Genomic DNA, 19883 nt, shown 5'->3' on the forward strand with positions numbered 1-19883 from the left:
AAAAATAGCAGACGAAGTAATCATAGGGGAGTAATCAATTTGAAAAAAATTAATGTCGCTATTATTCTAGCTATGACCGCCATTCTTATTTTCATCAATACGGCGTTTTACTATAATACAAGAAAAAACTTAATCGATGCACAGGAGCAGTCAATCGAAATCGTTTCTAAAAATGTAAAGAGTGCCCTCGAAACGAATTATCGAGGTGAAAAACTCTTTGATGATATGTTAGGTGACAAATTGTATACGGCATCCATAGCCGTAGAAAAAGCTTTGCCACCGCATATAAAAGATGTAAGTAATGAACAATTAGTTCAACTTTCAAAAGAATTGGGTGTTGATGATATAACTTTGCTTGTGAAAGATAGCAAGGATAGCCATTCGTTTATCGGAGCAAAATCGAGTGATAGCAAAGAAATAGGAGCGGAAACAAAAGATTGGGGAGCCAATTGGAACCGAATGTTTTCTCAGTTAATGGATAAACACAGCGTTACATTGGAGAAAAACTGGGGTATGTCGTTGCCCAATTATTGGGCAGGTCCTTACAGCATCTCTTCCACTCACCCAGGGCTGATGGAAAAATGGGGATATTACAACGATGGAACTACGGATTATTTAATTGACCCCTACATGGGTGAAAAAAGATACGAAAGCTATCAAAAAGAGGCGGGTGTCAATGGACTTATCCAAAATGCTATAAAAGAAAATCCATTTCTGATTGAAATAGGAGTTGTAAATTATAATGCGTTAGTCGGAACGGATAAAAAATCAAAAGAAGAACTCAGAACACATTCACTCGTATTGTCGCACCGATTTGTCCCTTTTGGAAATTTGCATTATCAGCATCCACTAGAGAAAGATTTGGCAACAAAAGCGATTGAGGGTGGTAATACGCTTACCAGTGTAGTCAATATCAATGGAAGAGACATTTTAAAAACCTATATTCCGATTACATTGAATTTGGAAGGTAACATCGTACATAATAAAATGATAGCCATTGTTGCCTCAAACTACGATATTATTCAACAAGCTTTATATAATAAAGAATTACAATCGTTACTAATTAGTTTGATTTGTTTTGTTTTTGGTCTCTTGTTCACGTTGTTACTTACTCGCTATGTTACAAAACAAGGCATACTTATAACACAAGTGCAAAGGATTTTTTCAGATAACATCGAGCGATTATTCAAAACGGTTAAAGCGCATCGGCATGACTTTAATCATCATATTTTTACGATACAAGGTCTTTTAGGTATGAGACGTTATGAGGAAGCACAAGAATATATTCGAAATTTAACCAGAATCCAGACCACGATAAATGATGTTATCCCTGTTGATATTCCTGCTTTAAATGGTTTGCTTCAAGCGAAAATAGCGGAGGGCATGGATAAACAGATACGTTTTGAACATCATTTTGAAGGATTCGAAGTCGTTTCACTTGATACTATGAAAATCACAAATCTCGTACGTATTTTAGGAAATATCTTAGATAACGCTTATCATGCGGTCGAATCCAATCCCAACGATAATCGACGAGTCATTCTAAGAGCGAAGGTGAAAAAGGGGTTGTTAGTCTTTGACATTCATAATAATGGTGAACCTATCGCGCCTGAACATCTTTCTCGTATTTTTGAATATGGATTTACGACGCGAGAAAATCAGGGTGGAACAGGAATAGGACTGGCAAGTTCTAAAAAAATCATAGAAGGATATAAAGGTGAAATCACTGTGACAAGTAATAAAGATTGGACAACTTTTACCATAAACTTACCATTGTCTCAACGTGAATTGATACAAGCAGTTTGATTTTAGAAGAGGAAAGAAGCTATTGTATGGGCTATATCAGATTTGCCTTTTGCAATTAGCCTTTTTCCTACTCTAAAGTCTTTTGGTCAACATCAATCTTTTCCAATATGGAGCTTGTCGCATCATAGAAAAGAAAGATTATAATAATGTTTTAAAAAAAGAAAATAAAACCTTCACCGAAATCATCCAGCTCAGTGACATCGTACTTTTTAATTAAAACATTAAAATGTTGATTCAGTAAGGGTAACATTTCCTTGAATCGTGTAGTTTTTTGTACATAAGAGCCAGTAGAATCATAAGTTTCCACAACATCGTCCTCTAACTCCTCCGAAAAGTTTATCTTGCACGTTCTATTATAGAGTTCGGTGGATAATTGGTTTAATTCCTGTGTAGATACAAATAAAAATTTCATTGTTGTAACCTCCGTGTCGTATGTAACTTCTATCTGTACTTAGTATATAAAAAGCAGGATAGTAGAACTATACTCATTTTTTGCAGTATATCCGAAAGTTGCATATTTAAATGATACGAAGGAAATAATTCCTATGATAATTTCAAGGAAATTCAAGGATAATAGACCTATCCGTTATTTGCGTGACCATATAAAAGCCCTCTTATAAACCTAGTATGTTAAGAGGGCTTTTCACTTGATTCTTTTTGAAATGGTTCGGATTCGATATAAATCGTTTGCGAAGGAAGTGCCAGCGTCACACATTCTTGTTGGAGGATATCCATAATTTTATAGTTAATATCTTGTTTAATCTCTAAGAATTCGTTCATTTCGGACGTGTTGGTTAAGTATTGAACCAAGATATCTAGGCTACTTTGATTAAAGGTGTCAAATACAATATAAACGGCATCGTTATCAACACCAGCATGCCCCAGGATGACTTGGCGTAAACGTTCTACTACTCGTTGTATTTTTTCAGGAGGGGTAGCATATTCAACACCTAAATAGAATCGCACCCGTCGATTCCTTCTTCTTGACCAGTTATAAATAGACTGATTGGCTAGAATCGCATTGGGAATGGACACAATCGCTTTATCAAAGTTACGAATTTTGGTGCTTCTGAAATTCATGTCTTCTACAATTCCCTCAATTTTACTATCAGTGGAAATCCAATCACCGATGGAAAAAGACTTATCAAGCGCAATGGCTATACCGCCAAATATATGAGACAGCATATCTTTTGCTCCTAATGCGAGAGCTAGTCCACCAATTCCAAGTCCTGTAATCACACCACTTAGATTGTAACCCCACTCATAAGCAATCAAGGTAAAACCCAAAACGCTAATGAAAACTTTGTACACACGACTAAAGAAAGGGAAGAGCAGGTTTTCTACTTTAATATTGAGTTGGCTTTTCAATTCTTCTGGATGCTCACCAAAAAAACTTCCAACATCAAACAAGGCATGTATAATATAAAACGTCACAATGGATTTTAGAATTTTTACCATGGGGTCAAAAGAGAGAAGTGTTACGTTGAGTGCATAGCAAAACGCTATCAACACACATATCGTAAAGAATAGATGGCGTAGATGTTTCTCAATTTGCTCAACGAATTCCTTCTTAAATCGTAATCGTTTTTTCAAATAATAAAACATCAACTGTTTAAAAGCGTATCTCAGAATAAAGTGTTGGAATAGCCAGGAAAACAGGATAATGGCTAAAAACACCGCAACGTTTGGTAGTTGTTGAAATAGGGTAAATTTGAGGTCAGCATAAAAAGCATAGAGTTTTAACAATCGAGTTTCTTCCTTTCATCGTGATAAAAAAGAAAATCCATGCATTACATCATGGAATTTTCTTGGTACTACTGAATGAGGTTGTCCAGTTCGGATTCATCTAAACTTTCTTTAGCGAGAAGTTCATTGGCTATGATAGCTAACAACGCTTTTTTCTCGGTTAAGAGGTTCAGGGTTTCTTGATACAGTTTTTTTCCTAACGTTGTCGCTTCCGATAATATTTTTTCATCGACCAACGTGAACGCTGAAACATCTATCATCCCAAAGGATTCTCCCATCCCATAATGCATGATAAAGTTTTTGATTTTTTTTGTGGCTTGTTCGATATCGCTAGATGCACCTGTTGTGACTCTCGATTCATCTCCAAGAAGTAGAAACTCCGCAACACGACCCCCATAGTCAATCTTAATGTCATTAAGAATTTCCTCTTTAGATAGAAGCCCCATTTTATTTGGAGTAATAAAGGTTACACCGCCCACTCCGCTTGTGGAGGAGACGATGGTGACTTTTGGTACTTCTTTGTCCGTTAAAAGTTTCGCAACCAAAGCATGTCCCGCTTCATGCCACGCCACAAGCTTAAGTTCTTCCTGTTTTCTATCCTTTTGATTCTTTTTCTTATGACCTTGCATCACCATTTTAAAAAAGGCGTCATCTACATCTTCTTTCGTTACCGTTTTATGGTCACGGTTCACCGCAAGGATGGTGGCTTCATTTAGAAGGGCTTCGAGGTCAGCACCAGCAAATCCAATCGTTGTTTTTGCTATGTCCTCTAGGTTAATATCCTCTGACAGCTTCTTATTTTCAGCATGTAGATTTAGGATTTGTAACCGTTCCTTTTTTTCAGGTAGAGGAATCGCAATATGTTTATCGAAACGACCTGGACGAATGAGCGCATCATCTAAATCTTTAATGCGGTTTGTTGCACAAATGACAATAACGCCTTCGGTTCCGCTAAAACCATCTAATTCGTTCAGCAAAGCGTTAATCGTTTGGTCACGTTCGGAGTTTTGGTCATGCCCACGTTTGGTTCCAACAGCGTCAATTTCATCGATGAAAATGATACATGGTGCTTTCTTTCTGGCTTTCTTAAACAGGTCACGAACCCGCTTGGCTCCAAGCCCCACATACATTTCCACGAAGTCTGAACCGCTGATAGAGAAGAAAGGAACACCTGCTTCTCCTGCAATGGCTTTTGCGGTGAGGGTTTTACCTGTCCCTGGAGGTCCATAAAAGATTACGCCTTTTGGCAGTTTCGCACCCATATCCACATATTTCTTTGGATTTTTTAGAAACTCCACAAGAAACTGCATTTCTTCCTTCGCTTCCTCATTTCCAGCGATTTTACTAAAGGTGACTTTCGGAACGCCGTTTTTATCACTAGCATCTTTACCATCTGGCTTGATTTCATCCATGTTGGACGTTTTGCTATTCATAAACATGTCCATAGCCACTTTAATGATGACTAACATCAAGATTAATTTGAGCGCATAGGAGATGAAGTCTGTCACAGCGTTGGTTTGTGTTGCACTAATTTCCTTTACTTTTACTTGATGTTCCAATAAATATTTTTTGAAATCTATATTTTTTGGATTGTCGGTTACGTATTCTTTCTTTTTGGTGTCCACAAAACGAAAGGTTGGTGCATCTAAATTGATAGTAGCTGAAGCGACTTGTTTTTTGTTCAACATTTGAATGAACTGCGTATACGGAACATCTTTTGGTTTTTCTGGTTTGGTAAAGATATAGGTTGCGGTTGCAACGATAACGAAAATGAGCACATAAGGAATAATCTTTTTATTTTTATGACCCCAACTTTTGATAGACTCCCAAAAATCCTTCAATACACATCTCTCCTGTCTCTGTTTGTAATAGGATTATACTATAAGCGATTATTAAAAACAATATACTATAGTCAACAAATATAAACTATAGTGTGTTAATGCGTAATGTAAGCGATTTACATAATTCGACAAATGTTTTTAAAAAATAGGACTTGCCAACTATATAACTGGAGTATTAGACTTGAGCATACGGAAATAAGCGAACTTTATTATGGATGAAGTGGAAATGAAAGGGTAATGTATGGGTTTAAGTTCCTGATACATTTTTCACTGATGTAACCGTGATAACTGAAAAGTGGGCAAAAAATTGGCTAGATTCATTTCGACATCAATTAACGCAAATGCTCTCTTCTGATTGCGCAGATGGTTTAATATGTGGTCAATAGGAAGAGTTGAAATAGGTTGTTGGTAACAGGTTGGTTCGACAAAACTCGCAAAAAGTTATTGACTTTAGGCTATAAAAAAGTATAATGAATATAGACTTACAAACTAATAGGGAGTGAGAGAACTGGTGATGGTTTTCTCGCATTACAAGGAGGACGTAAATATGCAACAAATTACACTGTATTATCCTATTTCTTTTGAATCTAAAGAGGTGCTTGTTGAAGCACAAAAATACGGTAAAGTATTCGCCGCACCAGCAAATCCTGATACAAGGGAAGTACATAGTGAGTTAACTTCAGAGCAGTTAACCAAATTCGAATCGTTCTTAACTGAACATGAGATACCTTATGATTTAATGAAATATTCGAGTGGGATTGAAGCACCAACGATGAAAAAGGTACGTCCTGAAGAGGGTTTTGAGAAAGAAGTTGCATGTACGTTCTATCAAGATGGGGAAGAAGAAGTGGAGCAGGGGATGGTTGCGGTATCAACCTTATTGTCTGTGATTCAAAATTCTAGCAAAAATGATTTAGCGAAAAATGTTCTTGAAGAAATTAAGAAGTGTACCTTTAAAGATGACAACATCGAAAGTATTTTTGAAATGTAATTTCAATCACAAATTGTTTTTCAAGACCTGTTGGCAGACGGGTCTTTTTTATTTTCAAAATCTGTTGGCAGACAGATTTTTTGTTGGTGTAGGGGAGTGGAGTAACACCCCTGCACCTGGTTCTTCTTAATTTCTTCAACATTTTTCGGTTGATGAAACAACTTATTATTTAATTATATTATATTATGTCATTAAATGAATCTATCCCTACTTTACGGCAACAGGTAGGTCAAGTCTATAGTCGAAAAGACTATTTTCTAGCTGATTAAAACGTTTGTAACCATTCTTCTGCGAGTTGTTTGTATTCATTTGTTCTTAAATTATCGATTAAATGTTTTTTAAAGATGGGCATCATTTCTTTGTTGATAATGCTTTTTGTATCACCAACGTAGTCCTGAATAATTCCGTATTGAACCAAGTCCCGTACTCTATCCACAACTTCTTTCGAATAAAAATCACTCCGAAGATTTAGGACAGGGAAGGGCGGTGTATTGCCTTCTTCATCTAATTTTTGCAATCCGTATTCTATGTATATTTTATAATTGAAGGCTGTCATGGCAATATGTCCCATCATGAGCAAATGAACACGTACATAATCAATCTGTAACGTACCAACGCCCCTGCAAACAAAACACTCTTTATCATCCAATTGGGTTGTACCTTCACATGCTGGACATGGCTTTGTGTAACCTTCAGGTTCAAAAACTGTGTGATTACCAATTTGACGAAATAAGATGTGGTCGCCATTTTGCAAACCGTAAATATCCGAAATTTCCTTTGGGATGGTGATTTGTCGCTTGCCTGTTATCGTCGCTTTTAGATTGGAAAACTTTTCTTTTGCCGTTTCCCATGTTGTTTTTGGTGTTTGAAAATAATATTTCATAATTGCTCCCTAAGTTTTTTGTCCTTCAATCTTTCCTTGAACTTCCTTGAATGTGTTCTTTAGACATTATAACTCTTAAATCGTATATAGTCTATATTTATTTTCGTGTTTTTGAATAAAAATCTTATCATTTTGCATACAAGTCTTATCACTTTGTATAGAAGTCTTATCACTTTGTAGAATTATTTCTAGCGTTCAATGCTGACCGACACAAATCTATTATCCCCAAACAAATAGTAAAAAAATCAATAAACGACTATAAAATAATAAAGTAATATGGTAGACTAAAGTCAAAATATTAATTGGTAAGAAGGAGGAAATGAATGAGTTTACCCGTTTTACCTAAGTTCGTTTTACCTGCGTTAGCTAAAATGCTGATTTCATGCAAGGTGATACACAAGGAGCGTCTGAAAAGAGAAGGGGTTTGTATCTATATTCCCAATCACACAAGCTTATTAGATGCAGTATTGATGGCAACCAACTTGGACGAAAATGTCGTGTGCGTTGCTAATACGCAAATCGCTAAAGATTATGCCTGGGCGATGGGGGGCAGGGAAATCCTACCCGTTGACACAAATAACCCTTACTCGGTTCGTAGTATGCTTAAAGTATTAAGGTCAGGTAAATCCCTTCTTATCTTTCCAGAAGGACGTATTACGGTGACGAACTCACTAATGAAGGTGTATCCAGGCGTCGCATACTTAGCCATTAAATTGGGCATACCGCTCGTTCCTATCGGAATTGATGGAGCGGAGAAAGCAAAGAATTTTACCTATTTAGAAGGAAAGGTTCCAACAAGCTGGTTTCCGCCGACTACCGTCTATATTGGTAAAGAATTTTCTCTTTCTTCTATTGAAGGAGATACAATGCGAGAGAAAAAAGAGAGAGGCTCTCATGTCATATACCGAAAACTGCAAGAGGTTGTACTTAACTGCCGTATGCAAGGGGAATTCTCTGAACATTTGATGGAGATTCTACGAAAACGTGTGATGGAAGCTCCCAATTTGGTTATTGCTGAAGAAACCATACCAAACATTCGAACGAAAAAGTTTTGAGAAAAGTGGAGGGTACTCAAAAAAGAACTGCCGAATGGAAGTCTTCTTTGGAAACGCCTATTAAATCCTTCGACCACTGTTAGCCTAACAAATCCTCATTCCGATACTTTGCAAAATACGGAGCCATCAACGGTAACGGCGAAAGAACTTTGGAAGCAAAAACACGTCAATGCCAAACGAACATGGAAAGCTCTATCTGAAAAGCCTCCGACTGGTAAGGTAACAATGAAGCAACTTTGGCAACGTGTTGTAGGGATGTCCATCCTGTTTGATTCCAAAATTCAAGAGGAGCGAGTCGGTGTTTTGCTTCCAACTAGCATTGCGGGGATGTCTACTATCTTTGGGCTACTTCATAGTGGACGAACACCCGCCATTTTAAATTCCTCAATGGACGCCTCCACACTTTGTTCTTGCTTAACCACAGGTGACATTAAAACCATAGTGACTTCTCGTACCTTCATTAAAAAAGGAAGATTCGAAGAGCTAATCAAAGAGGTTGCTAAACAAGCAAAGATTGTGTACCTGGAAGATTTAAAGGAATGTATGACTTTAACGTTAAAACTACAGGTGTTAGCCAATCAAAATCAGCCTGTTACATCAAAGGCTTCGGATATTTTATTGTTTACTTCGGGTTCAGAAGGGACGCCAAAGGGTGTGTTACTTACGCACAATAATATCTTTGCCAATATCCAGCAAGCCCGTGTTTCAGTTGATTTCACAAGTCAAGATAAGCTAATGAATGCCTTGCCTATCTTTCATTCTTTTGGACTCATTCTCACATTTCTATGTCCGCTCTGTCATGTACCCACGTATTTGATTCCTTCTCCACTCCTCTACAAAGCGATACCCGCACTCACGTATGAGAAAAACGGAACCATTCTTTTTGGTACATCCACATTCTTATCTGCTTATGGACGAAATGCGGATGCCTTTGATTTTTCACGTCTTCGTTATGTTTTCTGTGGAGCAGAAAAGTTACAGGATGCCGTACGGACGCAATGGATGGAGAAGTTCGGTGTACGTATACTGGAAGGATATGGTTTAACGGAAACCGCACCGATATTGGCCTTACAAACACCGTTGCTTTATAAAAAAGGCACATTAGGGTGTTTGCTACCAGGAGTTCGCTATCGTTTAGAACCTGTTGAAGGGGTAGAAGAGGGCGGTAAACTGCAGATTCAGGCTCCGAATCTTATGAGAGGATATTTGTTGGCTGGACAAGGCTTTGTACCAACGCCCGAATGGTTTGATACAGGCGATATTGTGAAGATGGATAAAGATGAATACCTCTCCATTCAAGGACGTGCCAAACGTTTTGTGAAGGTTGGAGGAGAGATGGTAAGCCTTGCTGTGGTTGAAGAATATGCCAAACAAGCCATTGGAGATGGCACATTTGTAGCTATACGGATTTTGGATAATAAAAAAGGGGAACGGATTGAACTCGTCACTACATCGGAAAGTGCAACAAAAGAAAGGCTACGAGAATATTGGAAGGAACACAATTACTCGAATCTATCCTTTCCATCCCGTTTTCATATTGTGAAAGAGATTCCCCTTCTTGGGAGCGGAAAAGTAGATGTTACCCGTATTACAAAAGAAATTCAATCTTTATATGAATAGGAGATGAAAATTAGCCCCTTAAACCGTTTGCTTATTACGCAATTTTTATCCGCAATGGCGGATAATGCTATCCTTATGGCAACGTTACATGTCATTATTCAGAATCAATTAGGAAGCGTTTATCTGGGTATTGTCCAGGCTTCATTCTTTTTTTCGTATGTCCTTCTCGCACCTTACGTGTCCGTTCTCTCTGAAAGGATACCGAAGGCAAAGCTTCTATGGGTTGGAAACCTTTTTAAGCTGTTAGGAGCTATCTGTTTACTCATAGGGGTTAATCCCGCAGTTGCTTACGCTATCGTAGGGGTTGGAGCCTGTATCTACAGTCCAGGTAAGTATGCGATATTACAAGAAAAGGCGTATACCAGAACACCACAAGAATTGTATCGGGCAAACGGATTGATTGAAGGAAGTACGATAGTTGCCATTTTAATTGGAACCATTATAGGAGGATTTTTAAGCACTTCTTCTTTCCTGTTGGCAATGGTAGTGATTCTTAGCTGTTATATGGTTTCTTTTATGTTCGCATGGATTCTCCCAAACGGAGAGGTGTCTAACGTCTCATTTCGTCACACTTGGAAGCATTTTGGACAAGACATCGTTTCGCTCATTCATGTTCAGAAATCCAAGTCTGCGTTACTAGGAACCAGTTCATTTTGGATGACTTCATCGGTACTGCGTTTAGCTATGCTTTCGTGGATTCCGCTTGCGCTTCATTTAAGTGGGGAAGATAAATCTTCTCTGTTTATGGGGATTTCCGCCATTGGTATCATGATAGGAGCTGTGTTATCTCCACGGCTAATTCCACTTTCCACCCTGAAACGTCTTCTTCTTTTTGGTGGAGGTATGGGGTTAACCGTTGCGATGGTTTGTTTATTTCCCCATATGGTTCTCACCGTTGTTATTCTTTTTTTTGCAGGATTTTTCGGTGGAGTCTACATGATTCCGTTAAACACAATCTTGCAAGAAAGCGGTGGAGTAGTGGGTACAGGTAAAACCATTGCCATTCAAAATTTCTTTGAAAATCTCATGATGTTTACGGGAACCCTTGTTTTTACGGGTCTAATGAAGGTAGGAATCTCTATTCCTATTATCATGGTTGGATTTGGTATCACCTTTTTCTTTATCGCTTTCTATGTAAAACACGATTACGTATCGAGTAAAAATAGCATAAAACCATAAGTCGCCCATTGATGGCGGCTTTTTCATTTTTAACTTATTATGATTAGGTCTGTATCAAGAACAGACTCCATTCGCCAAGTAAAAAGCGTGTATTGGGGAAAAGTGTCATTTCAGAACAGATAATATAGAACGAAATCGGAAGAGTAGCTTTAAATATCAGGTTATAATAGGGAGGAAAGGAAGGGGAAAAGATGGCATTAAGGCGAACTTTGAAACGTAAAATCAGCCAACCGCACACCAAAATGGGGGATTGGGGCTTTAAGCGTATCCTTGAGGATATTGACAAAGCCATCATGGATGCGTTTTAGTATCGAAATTCATAGTGTTTAATTCCTAACACATTGACTAAAAAACACATTTTTTAAAACAATTGAATAAATAAACTTGCGTTATAAAATAAACAAGAATAAAATGGAATTTGCGACGTATTAAGAGAACGGAGAACGGAGAAGATGATATGGTTAAAACGCATGGATGGCTTTTTCTTGCTCTCTTCATCATTGAGTTCGCTTTTTTTATAAAATTATTTTATTTGTCTAAGCAATACTCGAAAAAACAAGTGAAAATTGCTTTAGCGGGTATCTTTTTTCTGCTTGTGAACTCAAGTCTTCATCTTTTTTTCGATAATTTTTTCATTGAAACAAAACCCATCATATGGATGCTCGATGTGTTGGATTATGTTGAAGTAATAGCATTTGCCCTTTTGTTATATGGAGCTTGGAAAATGCTTTCTCATTTATTAGATACAAGTAACAAAGATTATTTAACAAAGGCATACAACAAACGTTACCTACATACTTTCCTTCGTAAAGAAGTTGTGAGATGCCAACGAAAAAAGCATTGTTTTTCTCTTATATTTATTGATGTGAACGATTTCAAACAGGTCAATGATAGAATGGGACACGAAGAAGGCAATCGTCTTTTGCGTGCCATTTCAAACAGAATCCGTAAAACAGTTCGTGATAAAGATATTGTGGTACGGTATGGTGGGGATGAATTTGTGGTTGTTTTGTTAAATACCACTCATGAAGAAGCCATGAAAGTATGGAGTCGAATCGATACTGCCATTCATCAGTTGGGTGTAAGCCATCACTATGGTATAGGGTTGAGTGGAGGTATCGCTACTTACCCAGATGATGCAGAAACGGCAGACACGATATTAGCATTAGCGGATAAGCGTATGTATGATGAAAAGCTTTTGATGAAGCAGGCGAAATAACCTCAATATTTGTAAAAAATAGGACTGTTTTTCTATCAGACAACATATGTATATATAAATTCCGATATCTTTCATTTGAGCCTGTATTTTTGGCTCTTTTTTTTATGCATTCATAAAAAGAAGAAAGCAAGCCCCCTAGCTCGCCTTCTTCATCATGCCTTCAATGTAGATTGATGTGGCTGGACAATTTTCTTGATACCCCTTTACAAGAAAATATTCAGCAAAACTTTGTGCAAAATACTCACGAATATTGCTCGTATAATAATCTGTTGTGTACTTGTTGTAATAACGATGTTCATCATTATAAATTTCATGAAGTCCCGTATCCGTACAGCTTAAATAACGTTTTTTGCCTGCATTGAAATCGATAAAATGTCCAATCTCATGAATGATAGTCATCGTTTGCCAATCCCAATTGCCAAACAAACCACCATCATCATAAATGTGAATCACTAAACCCGCTCCATAAAATCTTCCTGAAACTTTTTCACTTCCAAAAGGTGTTCTCATGTAATAAAATGTTACCCGCTGTTTTTTTAACGTGTTCAACACACTCTCAGGTAAAACCAAAAAAGCCTGTTGCAACCGACGAAAAGCCACAGCATTTCCATCTATATTCTCCATATCAATTCCTTCTAAATAAGCCACTGACCGATATCGAATCCATACTAAATCCCATACAACATACAACAAATTTTTAACCAATTTCTTGAGAAATTCAACTCTCGCTGAATACCATAATTTCTGACCAAAGCTTTTCATAAGTAAAAGACCTCCTAAAATAGTTCCCAAAAGAACAACCTGTTTTTATATAAAATTTCTATATTCTATACAAAACAGAGGTGGTTCATAAAAGAAGGTCTATTATCTCTTTTATTCGATATTGACCGTCACAAAGAATTAAATTAAAAACCATTTAACCCTGTTTAATAAGAAAATAAGTCTAAAAAACGAACAGGTGAATGTCAAATATTGATTCGTCTATAATAGGATTAGAAGCCAAGATATAAGGATTCTTAGGAAACCATCATGCTAGGAGGAACGAATATGAATGCGCTAGATTGGTGTCAAAATACGTTTAAAAACGAAGAATCACAAAAGAAATTAGAGAAGAAGGTACAAATGCTTTTAGAAAGCGTGCTTCGGGAAAAAGATGATTATGCGAAAGAGAAGTGCATTAAATCGTTTAGTGAGGGATTAAGGTACTTGGAGAGTGTCTTACTCTATCAGCGAGGTGTTCATCCTGAACAGATGAATCCAGTAGAAGTGATGCAAAAAAGAGAGTATTACACGAAACAATGGGAAGAAATTGAAAGCATTATTGAGTCTGAAATCAATCGTCAATACAACCATTTTGTAGCTTTTATGTAATGAGCATAATTAAGGAAGGGAAGAGATTCAAATGACGAATTGGAAAGAAGAAATAGAAAAGGTAACACCATGCCCTCAAAGACAGGATTCTACTGTTGACCAACTTAAAGACCTAGTTATGGTAGCAAACAAGCTTGGATTTTACGATGCGTCAGACGTTATCAAAAATTTCATTGAAAAAAGTAAATAGTAAACGGAAGCATAGACCTCAATTTCGATTGAAGTCTATTTTTTAACCTTAAATATATGACAAACCGAAAATGTATCGCATAGGAGAACCTTATTATCAGGAGGGTTCTCTTTTTTGTCTGCCAAACTAGCAACTATCCCAATTATATCAAGGGTTTCTCGTGCGTATTATAAAAAAACACAATTCAAAAAGGGGATAACGCTATCACATTTAAAAGCTACAAAACTGTTTAAAGTCAAAAATTTTATATAACAAGTATAAACATTTTATATAGGGAGAGATATTTACATGAACACAAAATCAGAAGTCGTAGAAAACTTAGCATTGGCAGACCAGTTTATATCCACTATTTTTCCTAATCTGGATAAGTTAAATCTTGTTATTAGTGGCGGAGCTTCATTTTTATTAAAAGGTTTCGATAATAAATTTACGTTGGATATTGATACCGTAACCAAACTGGATGAAGACGTATTATTGTATATGGAATCGTTTGCTATTAACGATTCTGCTTCAGAAGTAACTAAATTATCCGCTTCTTTTCGAGATAGATTAGTTCCCTTTCAGGATTCATTCAATGTTTTAGATGTTCACCTATTAAGCAATGAAGATTTGGTGCTTTCTAAAATTGGACGATTAAGTCAAGACGATTTGATGGATATAGAAAATTCTGGTATACTTGATACCGTTAATGTAGAACTATTAACACAATTGGCTCTCGAAATCTCAACAGGAGATATGGATTTTAAGCAAAAATGGACGTATTTTAAAAATTGTTTTCTGGAGGGGTAGTGAACCTGGATGTTGTTCAACCAAGAAGTATATAGGCAATATATACATGAGCTACGCACTCATTTATTTGGGGATATGCCATTCGAACAACTGATTAAAAATATAGCAAATAGTCATCGAAAAAGAAGATTTGTGGCGATGTACCTTTTGCAAGATAAAACGCTCTTTCATACTTACTATGACAAACGTAAAGAACTTGGATTGGAAACTATGTTTAATCAGATTCTTTCCACGTTGTTTTATCAGAAAGAGGAGCATCCTATCAAACAGGAAATCATTTCATTTCTTGATGCAGAACTTTCCATGATAAAAGGAAGTGTTTCACCGTTTCAAATCAAAGAAATGATGAAAGATATTAATTCGTTTATCTTGTATCAAAATAAAAACTATACAGGCATGAACAGCTTTTAATCAAAGGAGAACAGTAAAATGTTCTCTTTTTTTATGGATTAAAAGTAAAAAATAATTTATATAATAACAAAATAATTATATAATAATTAAACGGGATTTAATGTGAAATAAGGGAGTTAACCTATAGAACTTCATTTTCAATACTGCAGAAGTGAGGGGGGATGGCAGTGAACAGATGGTTATGGAATGAACAAGATGTACAAGAAGATTTAGTTGTTTTACTGGATAAATACAAAGAAATGGGTTATAACCTAACGAAAGAGCAAGCCTATGATGCTTGGTATATGTATAGTGAATACTGTCAAGCAAATTGGATGTTTGTAAAGTGAGACATTAGCCAATCAGAATGGTGCGTTAAAAAAGTTTTGAACAAAACGAATGGGTAACAGGAAGTAATAGAGAAAGGACTGGATTTATACGTCCATTACAGGTGTTTAAGATGGTAAAATGGTTATTGCTATTGAGTTTTTTGGACGCTTATTTTACGGATATAGGCGTAGCTTCTGGGGTCATCCAGGAAGGGAATCCCATTGCGAAATTTTTATATGAGAAGAACGTTGTACTGTTCTATGGCTGGAAAATGCTGTTGCCCATCGTTCTTCTGTTTTTGTATCCAAAGATAAAGGACAATAATTGGTTACGAAGAGCCGTTTATTTCGTTTGCGGTATTTATATTCTCCTATTTGTTTACCATTTAATTTGGTTTTCGATTGCAGTCTTCTAAATCACAGATGTATTTACAGATTGATTAACCAAAATAAACCAAATAACGATTGAAATTACTCATTATCATTATTATAATTGTTTATAGTCAATGTATATAGACTGATTTTTAAGGATGATTAGGAGGAAAGGTCAGTGAATAAGACAGAGTTATTGGAGAACCTGAGATTAACCCGTAACTGTTTGGAAAACATATACAGATACCGAAATGCAAAAAGTTTGTTATATAAAAATCCAAAAAGTTACTCACTGGGAAGCCCGTCTTTATTTTTTTAGTTGTGTTTTTTACGCTTGCCATATTTGGTGAATGTGTTCATGTAGAACGTTATATGTCCTATGAACAGTATAAAAGCATTGCAGAGGTGTTGTTTTTTATCTTCCTTGTTTGTATCCCCTTCTACCTGATTTCCGTGTATACCTACAACAAAAAGTTCGTAGCAAAAAGGATTATATCAAACGAACAAAACATGCGGGAATGGGAAAAAGAATGGAAAAGACAACGCATGACATTATTTGCAAAATCTCAAATTCCGCAAGCCTATTGGGACGTTAGTGTTCTAAATGTTTTTGAAGCCTATCTTGTCAACCGACGTGCGGATACACTAAAAGAATGCATTAATATGTTTGAAGAAGAACAACGGTATTCGGAGCATATGAGGCAACTGTCTATCATTGCACAACAACAAGCTGAAATTAATAGTCGTTTACAAAACATCGAATTTCTTGCTTGGATAGATTAGTTTACGCTCCCATCTATCAAAGATTTCACGCATTTAACATGTGAGAAGTCTTTTTTTGTTTGTCCTTTTATGTAGCAGAAACAATTAATAAATTTGTGACAGCAATCGTGGAAAATAATGAAGGTTATCATCGTTTCCTTATCTAAAAGACCACATTAAACGTTTGAACAAGGAATATCAATACCGTAAAGCAATGACACTTCTAAGTGAGATAATTCCTCTCTATCATACATTTATATGTGAGGTGTCTCGTAGGTCTACTAGTTTGTTTGGTAATAGGAAGAAACTACAAACGGTTATAGAGCATGCAAAAGCTTTATTGGTTAGACCGATGAAAAAGCGCAGAAAATCGAATTATTCTTAGAACGAAAAACAGTGTTTTTTCGTGATAAACGTTATGATGAACAAATAGAACAATTAACGAAAAAGATTGAGAAAAAGTGGATGTTTTCTAGAGAAGATGAAGACAGCTTAGTCCTTCTATCCGTTACATCGATAGAAGAACAAATAGATACAGCCCAATTGTTCTTTGCACATCATTTTCAACAGGTCGAGCATGAACAGGCATTGGTTAAGGAGTTAGAACGGTATCAAAAAGTATTTAGTACGTATCGAAGAACACTTAAAAAACTTGTTTCTTTTGAAGTGAGAAGTGCAATGGTGGAAAGCCTGTTAGACCGCTATTCAGTTATGTAAGAAAAGCATGGATGAAGTCTATCGGGATTACCGAAGAATTAAAGCAAACATGGAACAGGAAAGAGCATTATCAGCACAAGATATAGCCTTAAGAGGATAAAAGAATAGGTATTGGTTGTTTGTAGGGGTTTAAGGAAAGGGGAATGGACAAAAAACTTGTTCATTCTCTTTTTTTTGTAGTGTTTTCGGCAATGTATTTAAATAAAGAGAAAGTTATCAAATTTGTTTATTAACATACTATAATTAAGTGGTTTTTCTTTTATTGACTATAAACAATTTATAATGATATATTGTCTATAAATGTATATAAATTAAAAATGAAAGGGGCTAACAAATTGGATAACAACGATTTTGTAAAACAAGCTTTAGGTTCAAAATTTTATCAGGAAAAATTAGCGCATATAAATACGAATGATTGGAATCAGATTCCATTTACCACAAAAGAAGATTTGCGAAACGCAGATGTAATAGACTTAATGGGAGCGGATTTTAATCATATAAGTACTTATCATGAAACAAGTGGTACGACAGGGACACCGACAGCTAGTTGGTTTAGTCGCAATGATATTGAAAGGCAAATTCAACTTTTAACAGAGTCAGAACTTCACTTGACAAACCAGGACATGGTACTAAATCGCCTTCCCTTTGCAATAGCTCTACCTGCTTTTCTTCTGTATTGGGCATGTCAACGTATGGAATCTGGACATGTTGCGGTAGAAAAAGGCAGTTCCATAACCCCTTATCCACGGGTTTCTGAGGTAATAAAACGAATTGAACCGACTATTTTCGCTATGTCTCCATCCGAAGCGAAAATGCTGTACAAATCTGTTACAAAGTTAGGTGTAAACGTGCCATTACCGAAGTTACGTGCGTTATTAGTGTGTGGGGAATTGTTAACCCCTGCTAGGAGAAACTTTCTACAGAACCTTTGGGACGCACCTGTCACATCTTTGCTTGGTAGTACCGAAACGGGCATCTTGTATACGACATGTAAAGAAGGTCATTTTCACTTGAACCGACCTGATATTAAAATTGAGGTCGTAGATGAAGCAGGAAATCTTTTAGGGAAAAATCAAAAAGGTTATTGTGTCGTTTCTACGATGCGTGAAGGCATGCCGCTTTTACGTTATGCAAACAACGATATTGTTGAAATCAAGGAAGCCTTTACATGTCGTTGCGGGAGTGAACATCCTATTCTGATACACTATGGTCGTAGTGAAGACCGCATCTCCTACCATCATAAAACCTTTGACATGTACACTTTACAAGAGGCTGTATATAGTTTGTCGGAAGTGCCGATGTTGTGGAAGTTCCATTCATATTGTGGAAAACGAATAGCTTTTGAATATCAGCCCTACGATGGGAGGGATTACTCCAAACAAATGGAACAGGAGCTTAATAACTTACTTGGTATTCCAATCATGGCTTCATTAGCTGAATTTATCTCAGATGAAACCTTAACGGTTAAACCAAATAACACGCTTAAATTTAAACTTATCGACAAACATAAGTAAATAACTAGAAAGCATGGGTCAAAAGAACTGCTCATGTTTTCGTACATAGTTAGTAAGAGGTATGAATAAGTCTTAAGTGGTTTGAAACAAAACAGGAAGAAATATAAACACAAATGGTGTTTAAACAGGTACTTATTTAATCATCTCCCTCAGTTGATAAAGCCGTAAAAGTTCTTGTTTCAAATACTCCTCGTTTTTCTCATTCTCTTTATCAATGAGATTCATTAACTCTTTCACATCGTTTGTCGTATCAGGGTCATCTTTAACTTCTTTTTCTTTCTGAATGGTGTTTAACCGTTCCTCCATTTTCGATAGACCCGAATTTAGTGCATAGAGAAGCGTATCCTTATAGGTATTCGGGATGACGATATTATTTTTCTCGTAATTCAATATCCTTCTCTCCTTTTCTTCATGTTTAACTTCAGTAAATCTTACAGCAAATTGGTTTATATAGAGCATTGAGATAGAATAACAAGAGAATGTTTCTTATTATACAAAAAAGAAGATACACGTTAAGCGCATATCTTCCTCTTATGGCTGATTAAGATGCTATGACCTCCGCTGAGTGACAAAATTTATACCACCAGTCACCGTCTTGACATTCAAATCCTTGATACTCCCAAAATACGTAGGAATCATCCGTCGCATAAACCATCATGTCGAGTGTTGAGAACCTATTTTTTAACCAGTTTACGCACGCTTTTCCGAAGCCTCTTTGTTGATAGCTTTCAAAAATCTCGAAATAGGGGATATACAAATAGTTCTTGTTTTCGAGACTTAGAAACTCGTTATCATCCACATCATCAAAAAAGTCAGATGCCACAATACCCATCAACGCATAACCGATTAACGTATTCTCTTCATAAAACCAGGCAATCCGAAAACGAGAGTACCTCATGTATTCGTATTTAACGAAACTATTGATATACATGGTTTCCTCTTTATATGCTAGTAATTGCTCTTTTCCTTGGATAAAGGATTGTTCTTTGACTGAAATCATAGACTATCACCTTTCCTATATAAAATGGATTAATAGAAAAATGCCTGTTAAAAATGATTCATAAATCTACAAGTTTTTGTTGTTTGTTCTATCTTATGCAAGGAGTGAA

At 36.3% G+C, this 19883-nt stretch carries 22 protein-coding genes; 15 read left to right on the forward strand and 7 right to left on the reverse strand.

What is annotated here, in order from left to right:
- The first annotated feature begins 39 nt into the window (after positions 1-39).
- Positions 40-1806, forward strand: a complete 1767-nt coding sequence (locus tag PP175_RS29410) for a sensor histidine kinase (RefSeq protein ID WP_272443804.1) — start codon at positions 40-42, stop codon at positions 1804-1806.
- Between the two features lie 151 nt (positions 1807-1957).
- Here the strand turns inward: PP175_RS29410 and PP175_RS29415 are convergent, their stop codons facing one another.
- The 3 genes from PP175_RS29415 to PP175_RS29425 all read right to left on the reverse strand — a co-directional run bounded on the left by PP175_RS29415 (position 1958) and on the right by PP175_RS29425 (position 5393).
- Positions 1958-2218: a hypothetical protein gene (locus PP175_RS29415; protein ID WP_272443805.1), complete on the reverse strand. Its 261-nt coding sequence runs from the start codon at positions 2216-2218 to the stop codon at positions 1958-1960.
- Between the two features lie 218 nt (positions 2219-2436).
- Positions 2437-3552 carry a mechanosensitive ion channel family protein gene (locus tag PP175_RS29420; RefSeq protein ID WP_272443806.1) on the reverse strand — a complete coding sequence of 372 codons (1116 nt, stop codon included), beginning with the start codon at positions 3550-3552 and terminating at the stop codon, positions 2437-2439.
- A 68-nt stretch (positions 3553-3620) separates the two neighbouring features.
- A complete protein-coding gene (locus PP175_RS29425; protein ID WP_272443807.1) occupies positions 3621-5393 on the reverse strand; it encodes an ATP-dependent metallopeptidase FtsH/Yme1/Tma family protein in 1773 nt (590 codons plus the stop codon).
- 547 nt (positions 5394-5940) lie between these two features.
- On the opposite strand from PP175_RS29425, the gene PP175_RS29430 reads away from it, so the two are divergent.
- On the forward strand, positions 5941-6384 hold the full coding sequence (locus tag PP175_RS29430; protein ID WP_272443808.1) for a hypothetical protein: 444 nt from the start codon (positions 5941-5943) through the stop codon (positions 6382-6384).
- Between the two features lie 265 nt (positions 6385-6649).
- On the opposite strand, the gene PP175_RS29435 is transcribed toward PP175_RS29430, so the two are convergent.
- Positions 6650-7267 carry an AbrB/MazE/SpoVT family DNA-binding domain-containing protein gene (locus tag PP175_RS29435; protein WP_272443809.1) on the reverse strand — a complete coding sequence of 206 codons (618 nt, stop codon included), beginning with the start codon at positions 7265-7267 and terminating at the stop codon, positions 6650-6652.
- A 323-nt stretch (positions 7268-7590) separates the two neighbouring features.
- On the opposite strand from PP175_RS29435, the gene PP175_RS29440 reads away from it, so the two are divergent.
- The 4 genes from PP175_RS29440 to PP175_RS29455 all read left to right on the forward strand — a co-directional run bounded on the left by PP175_RS29440 (position 7591) and on the right by PP175_RS29455 (position 12340).
- Positions 7591-8322: a 1-acyl-sn-glycerol-3-phosphate acyltransferase gene (locus PP175_RS29440; RefSeq protein ID WP_272443810.1), complete on the forward strand. Its 732-nt coding sequence runs from the start codon at positions 7591-7593 to the stop codon at positions 8320-8322.
- A 108-nt stretch (positions 8323-8430) separates the two neighbouring features.
- Positions 8431-9942 carry an AMP-binding protein gene (locus PP175_RS29445; protein ID WP_272443811.1) on the forward strand — a complete coding sequence of 504 codons (1512 nt, stop codon included), beginning with the start codon at positions 8431-8433 and terminating at the stop codon, positions 9940-9942.
- Positions 9943-9945: 3 nt separating this feature from the next.
- Positions 9946-11121 carry a lysophospholipid transporter LplT gene (lplT, locus tag PP175_RS29450; protein ID WP_272443812.1) on the forward strand — a complete coding sequence of 392 codons (1176 nt, stop codon included), beginning with the start codon at positions 9946-9948 and terminating at the stop codon, positions 11119-11121.
- 457 nt (positions 11122-11578) lie between these two features.
- Positions 11579-12340, forward strand: a complete 762-nt coding sequence (locus tag PP175_RS29455; protein ID WP_272443813.1) for a GGDEF domain-containing protein — start codon at positions 11579-11581, stop codon at positions 12338-12340.
- 135 nt (positions 12341-12475) lie between these two features.
- Here the strand turns inward: PP175_RS29455 and PP175_RS29460 are convergent, their stop codons facing one another.
- Positions 12476-13102, reverse strand: coding sequence for a hypothetical protein (locus PP175_RS29460; RefSeq protein ID WP_272443814.1), 627 nt, complete (start codon positions 13100-13102; stop codon positions 12476-12478).
- 285 nt (positions 13103-13387) lie between these two features.
- On the opposite strand from PP175_RS29460, the gene PP175_RS29465 reads away from it, so the two are divergent.
- The 9 genes from PP175_RS29465 to PP175_RS29505 all read left to right on the forward strand — a co-directional run bounded on the left by PP175_RS29465 (position 13388) and on the right by PP175_RS29505 (position 18774).
- A complete protein-coding gene (locus PP175_RS29465) occupies positions 13388-13711 on the forward strand; it encodes a hypothetical protein (RefSeq protein WP_272443815.1) in 324 nt (107 codons plus the stop codon).
- A gap of 31 nt (positions 13712-13742) precedes the next feature.
- A complete protein-coding gene (locus tag PP175_RS29470) occupies positions 13743-13901 on the forward strand; it encodes a hypothetical protein (protein ID WP_272443816.1) in 159 nt (52 codons plus the stop codon).
- Between the two features lie 288 nt (positions 13902-14189).
- Positions 14190-14690, forward strand: a complete 501-nt coding sequence (locus PP175_RS29475) for a DUF6036 family nucleotidyltransferase (protein ID WP_272443817.1) — start codon at positions 14190-14192, stop codon at positions 14688-14690.
- Between the two features lie 9 nt (positions 14691-14699).
- Positions 14700-15101 (forward strand): hypothetical protein, encoded by a 402-nt coding sequence (locus tag PP175_RS29480; protein ID WP_272443818.1) that lies wholly within the window; start codon positions 14700-14702, stop codon positions 15099-15101.
- Between the two features lie 167 nt (positions 15102-15268).
- Positions 15269-15430 (forward strand): hypothetical protein, encoded by a 162-nt coding sequence (locus PP175_RS29485; protein ID WP_272443819.1) that lies wholly within the window; start codon positions 15269-15271, stop codon positions 15428-15430.
- Positions 15431-15540: 110 nt separating this feature from the next.
- Positions 15541-15825, forward strand: coding sequence for a DUF5658 family protein (locus PP175_RS29490; protein ID WP_272443820.1), 285 nt, complete (start codon positions 15541-15543; stop codon positions 15823-15825).
- A gap of 328 nt (positions 15826-16153) precedes the next feature.
- Entirely contained in the window at positions 16154-16564 is a 411-nt protein-coding gene (locus PP175_RS29495) for a hypothetical protein (protein ID WP_272443821.1), read from the forward strand.
- A 375-nt stretch (positions 16565-16939) separates the two neighbouring features.
- A complete protein-coding gene (locus PP175_RS29500) occupies positions 16940-17260 on the forward strand; it encodes a hypothetical protein (RefSeq protein ID WP_272443822.1) in 321 nt (106 codons plus the stop codon).
- Positions 17261-17595: 335 nt separating this feature from the next.
- Positions 17596-18774, forward strand: a complete 1179-nt coding sequence (locus PP175_RS29505) for a phenylacetate--CoA ligase family protein (protein ID WP_272443823.1) — start codon at positions 17596-17598, stop codon at positions 18772-18774.
- 132 nt (positions 18775-18906) lie between these two features.
- Here the strand turns inward: PP175_RS29505 and PP175_RS29510 are convergent, their stop codons facing one another.
- Positions 18907-19164 (reverse strand): hypothetical protein, encoded by a 258-nt coding sequence (locus PP175_RS29510; RefSeq protein ID WP_272443824.1) that lies wholly within the window; start codon positions 19162-19164, stop codon positions 18907-18909.
- A 151-nt stretch (positions 19165-19315) separates the two neighbouring features.
- Positions 19316-19774 carry a GNAT family N-acetyltransferase gene (locus PP175_RS29515; protein ID WP_272443825.1) on the reverse strand — a complete coding sequence of 153 codons (459 nt, stop codon included), beginning with the start codon at positions 19772-19774 and terminating at the stop codon, positions 19316-19318.
- Between the last annotated feature and the right edge of the window lie 109 nt (positions 19775-19883).

Origin of the sequence: Aneurinibacillus sp. Ricciae_BoGa-3 (genome assembly GCF_028421645.1) — a bacterium.
Lineage (GTDB): Bacteria > Bacillota > Bacilli > Aneurinibacillales > Aneurinibacillaceae > Aneurinibacillus_B.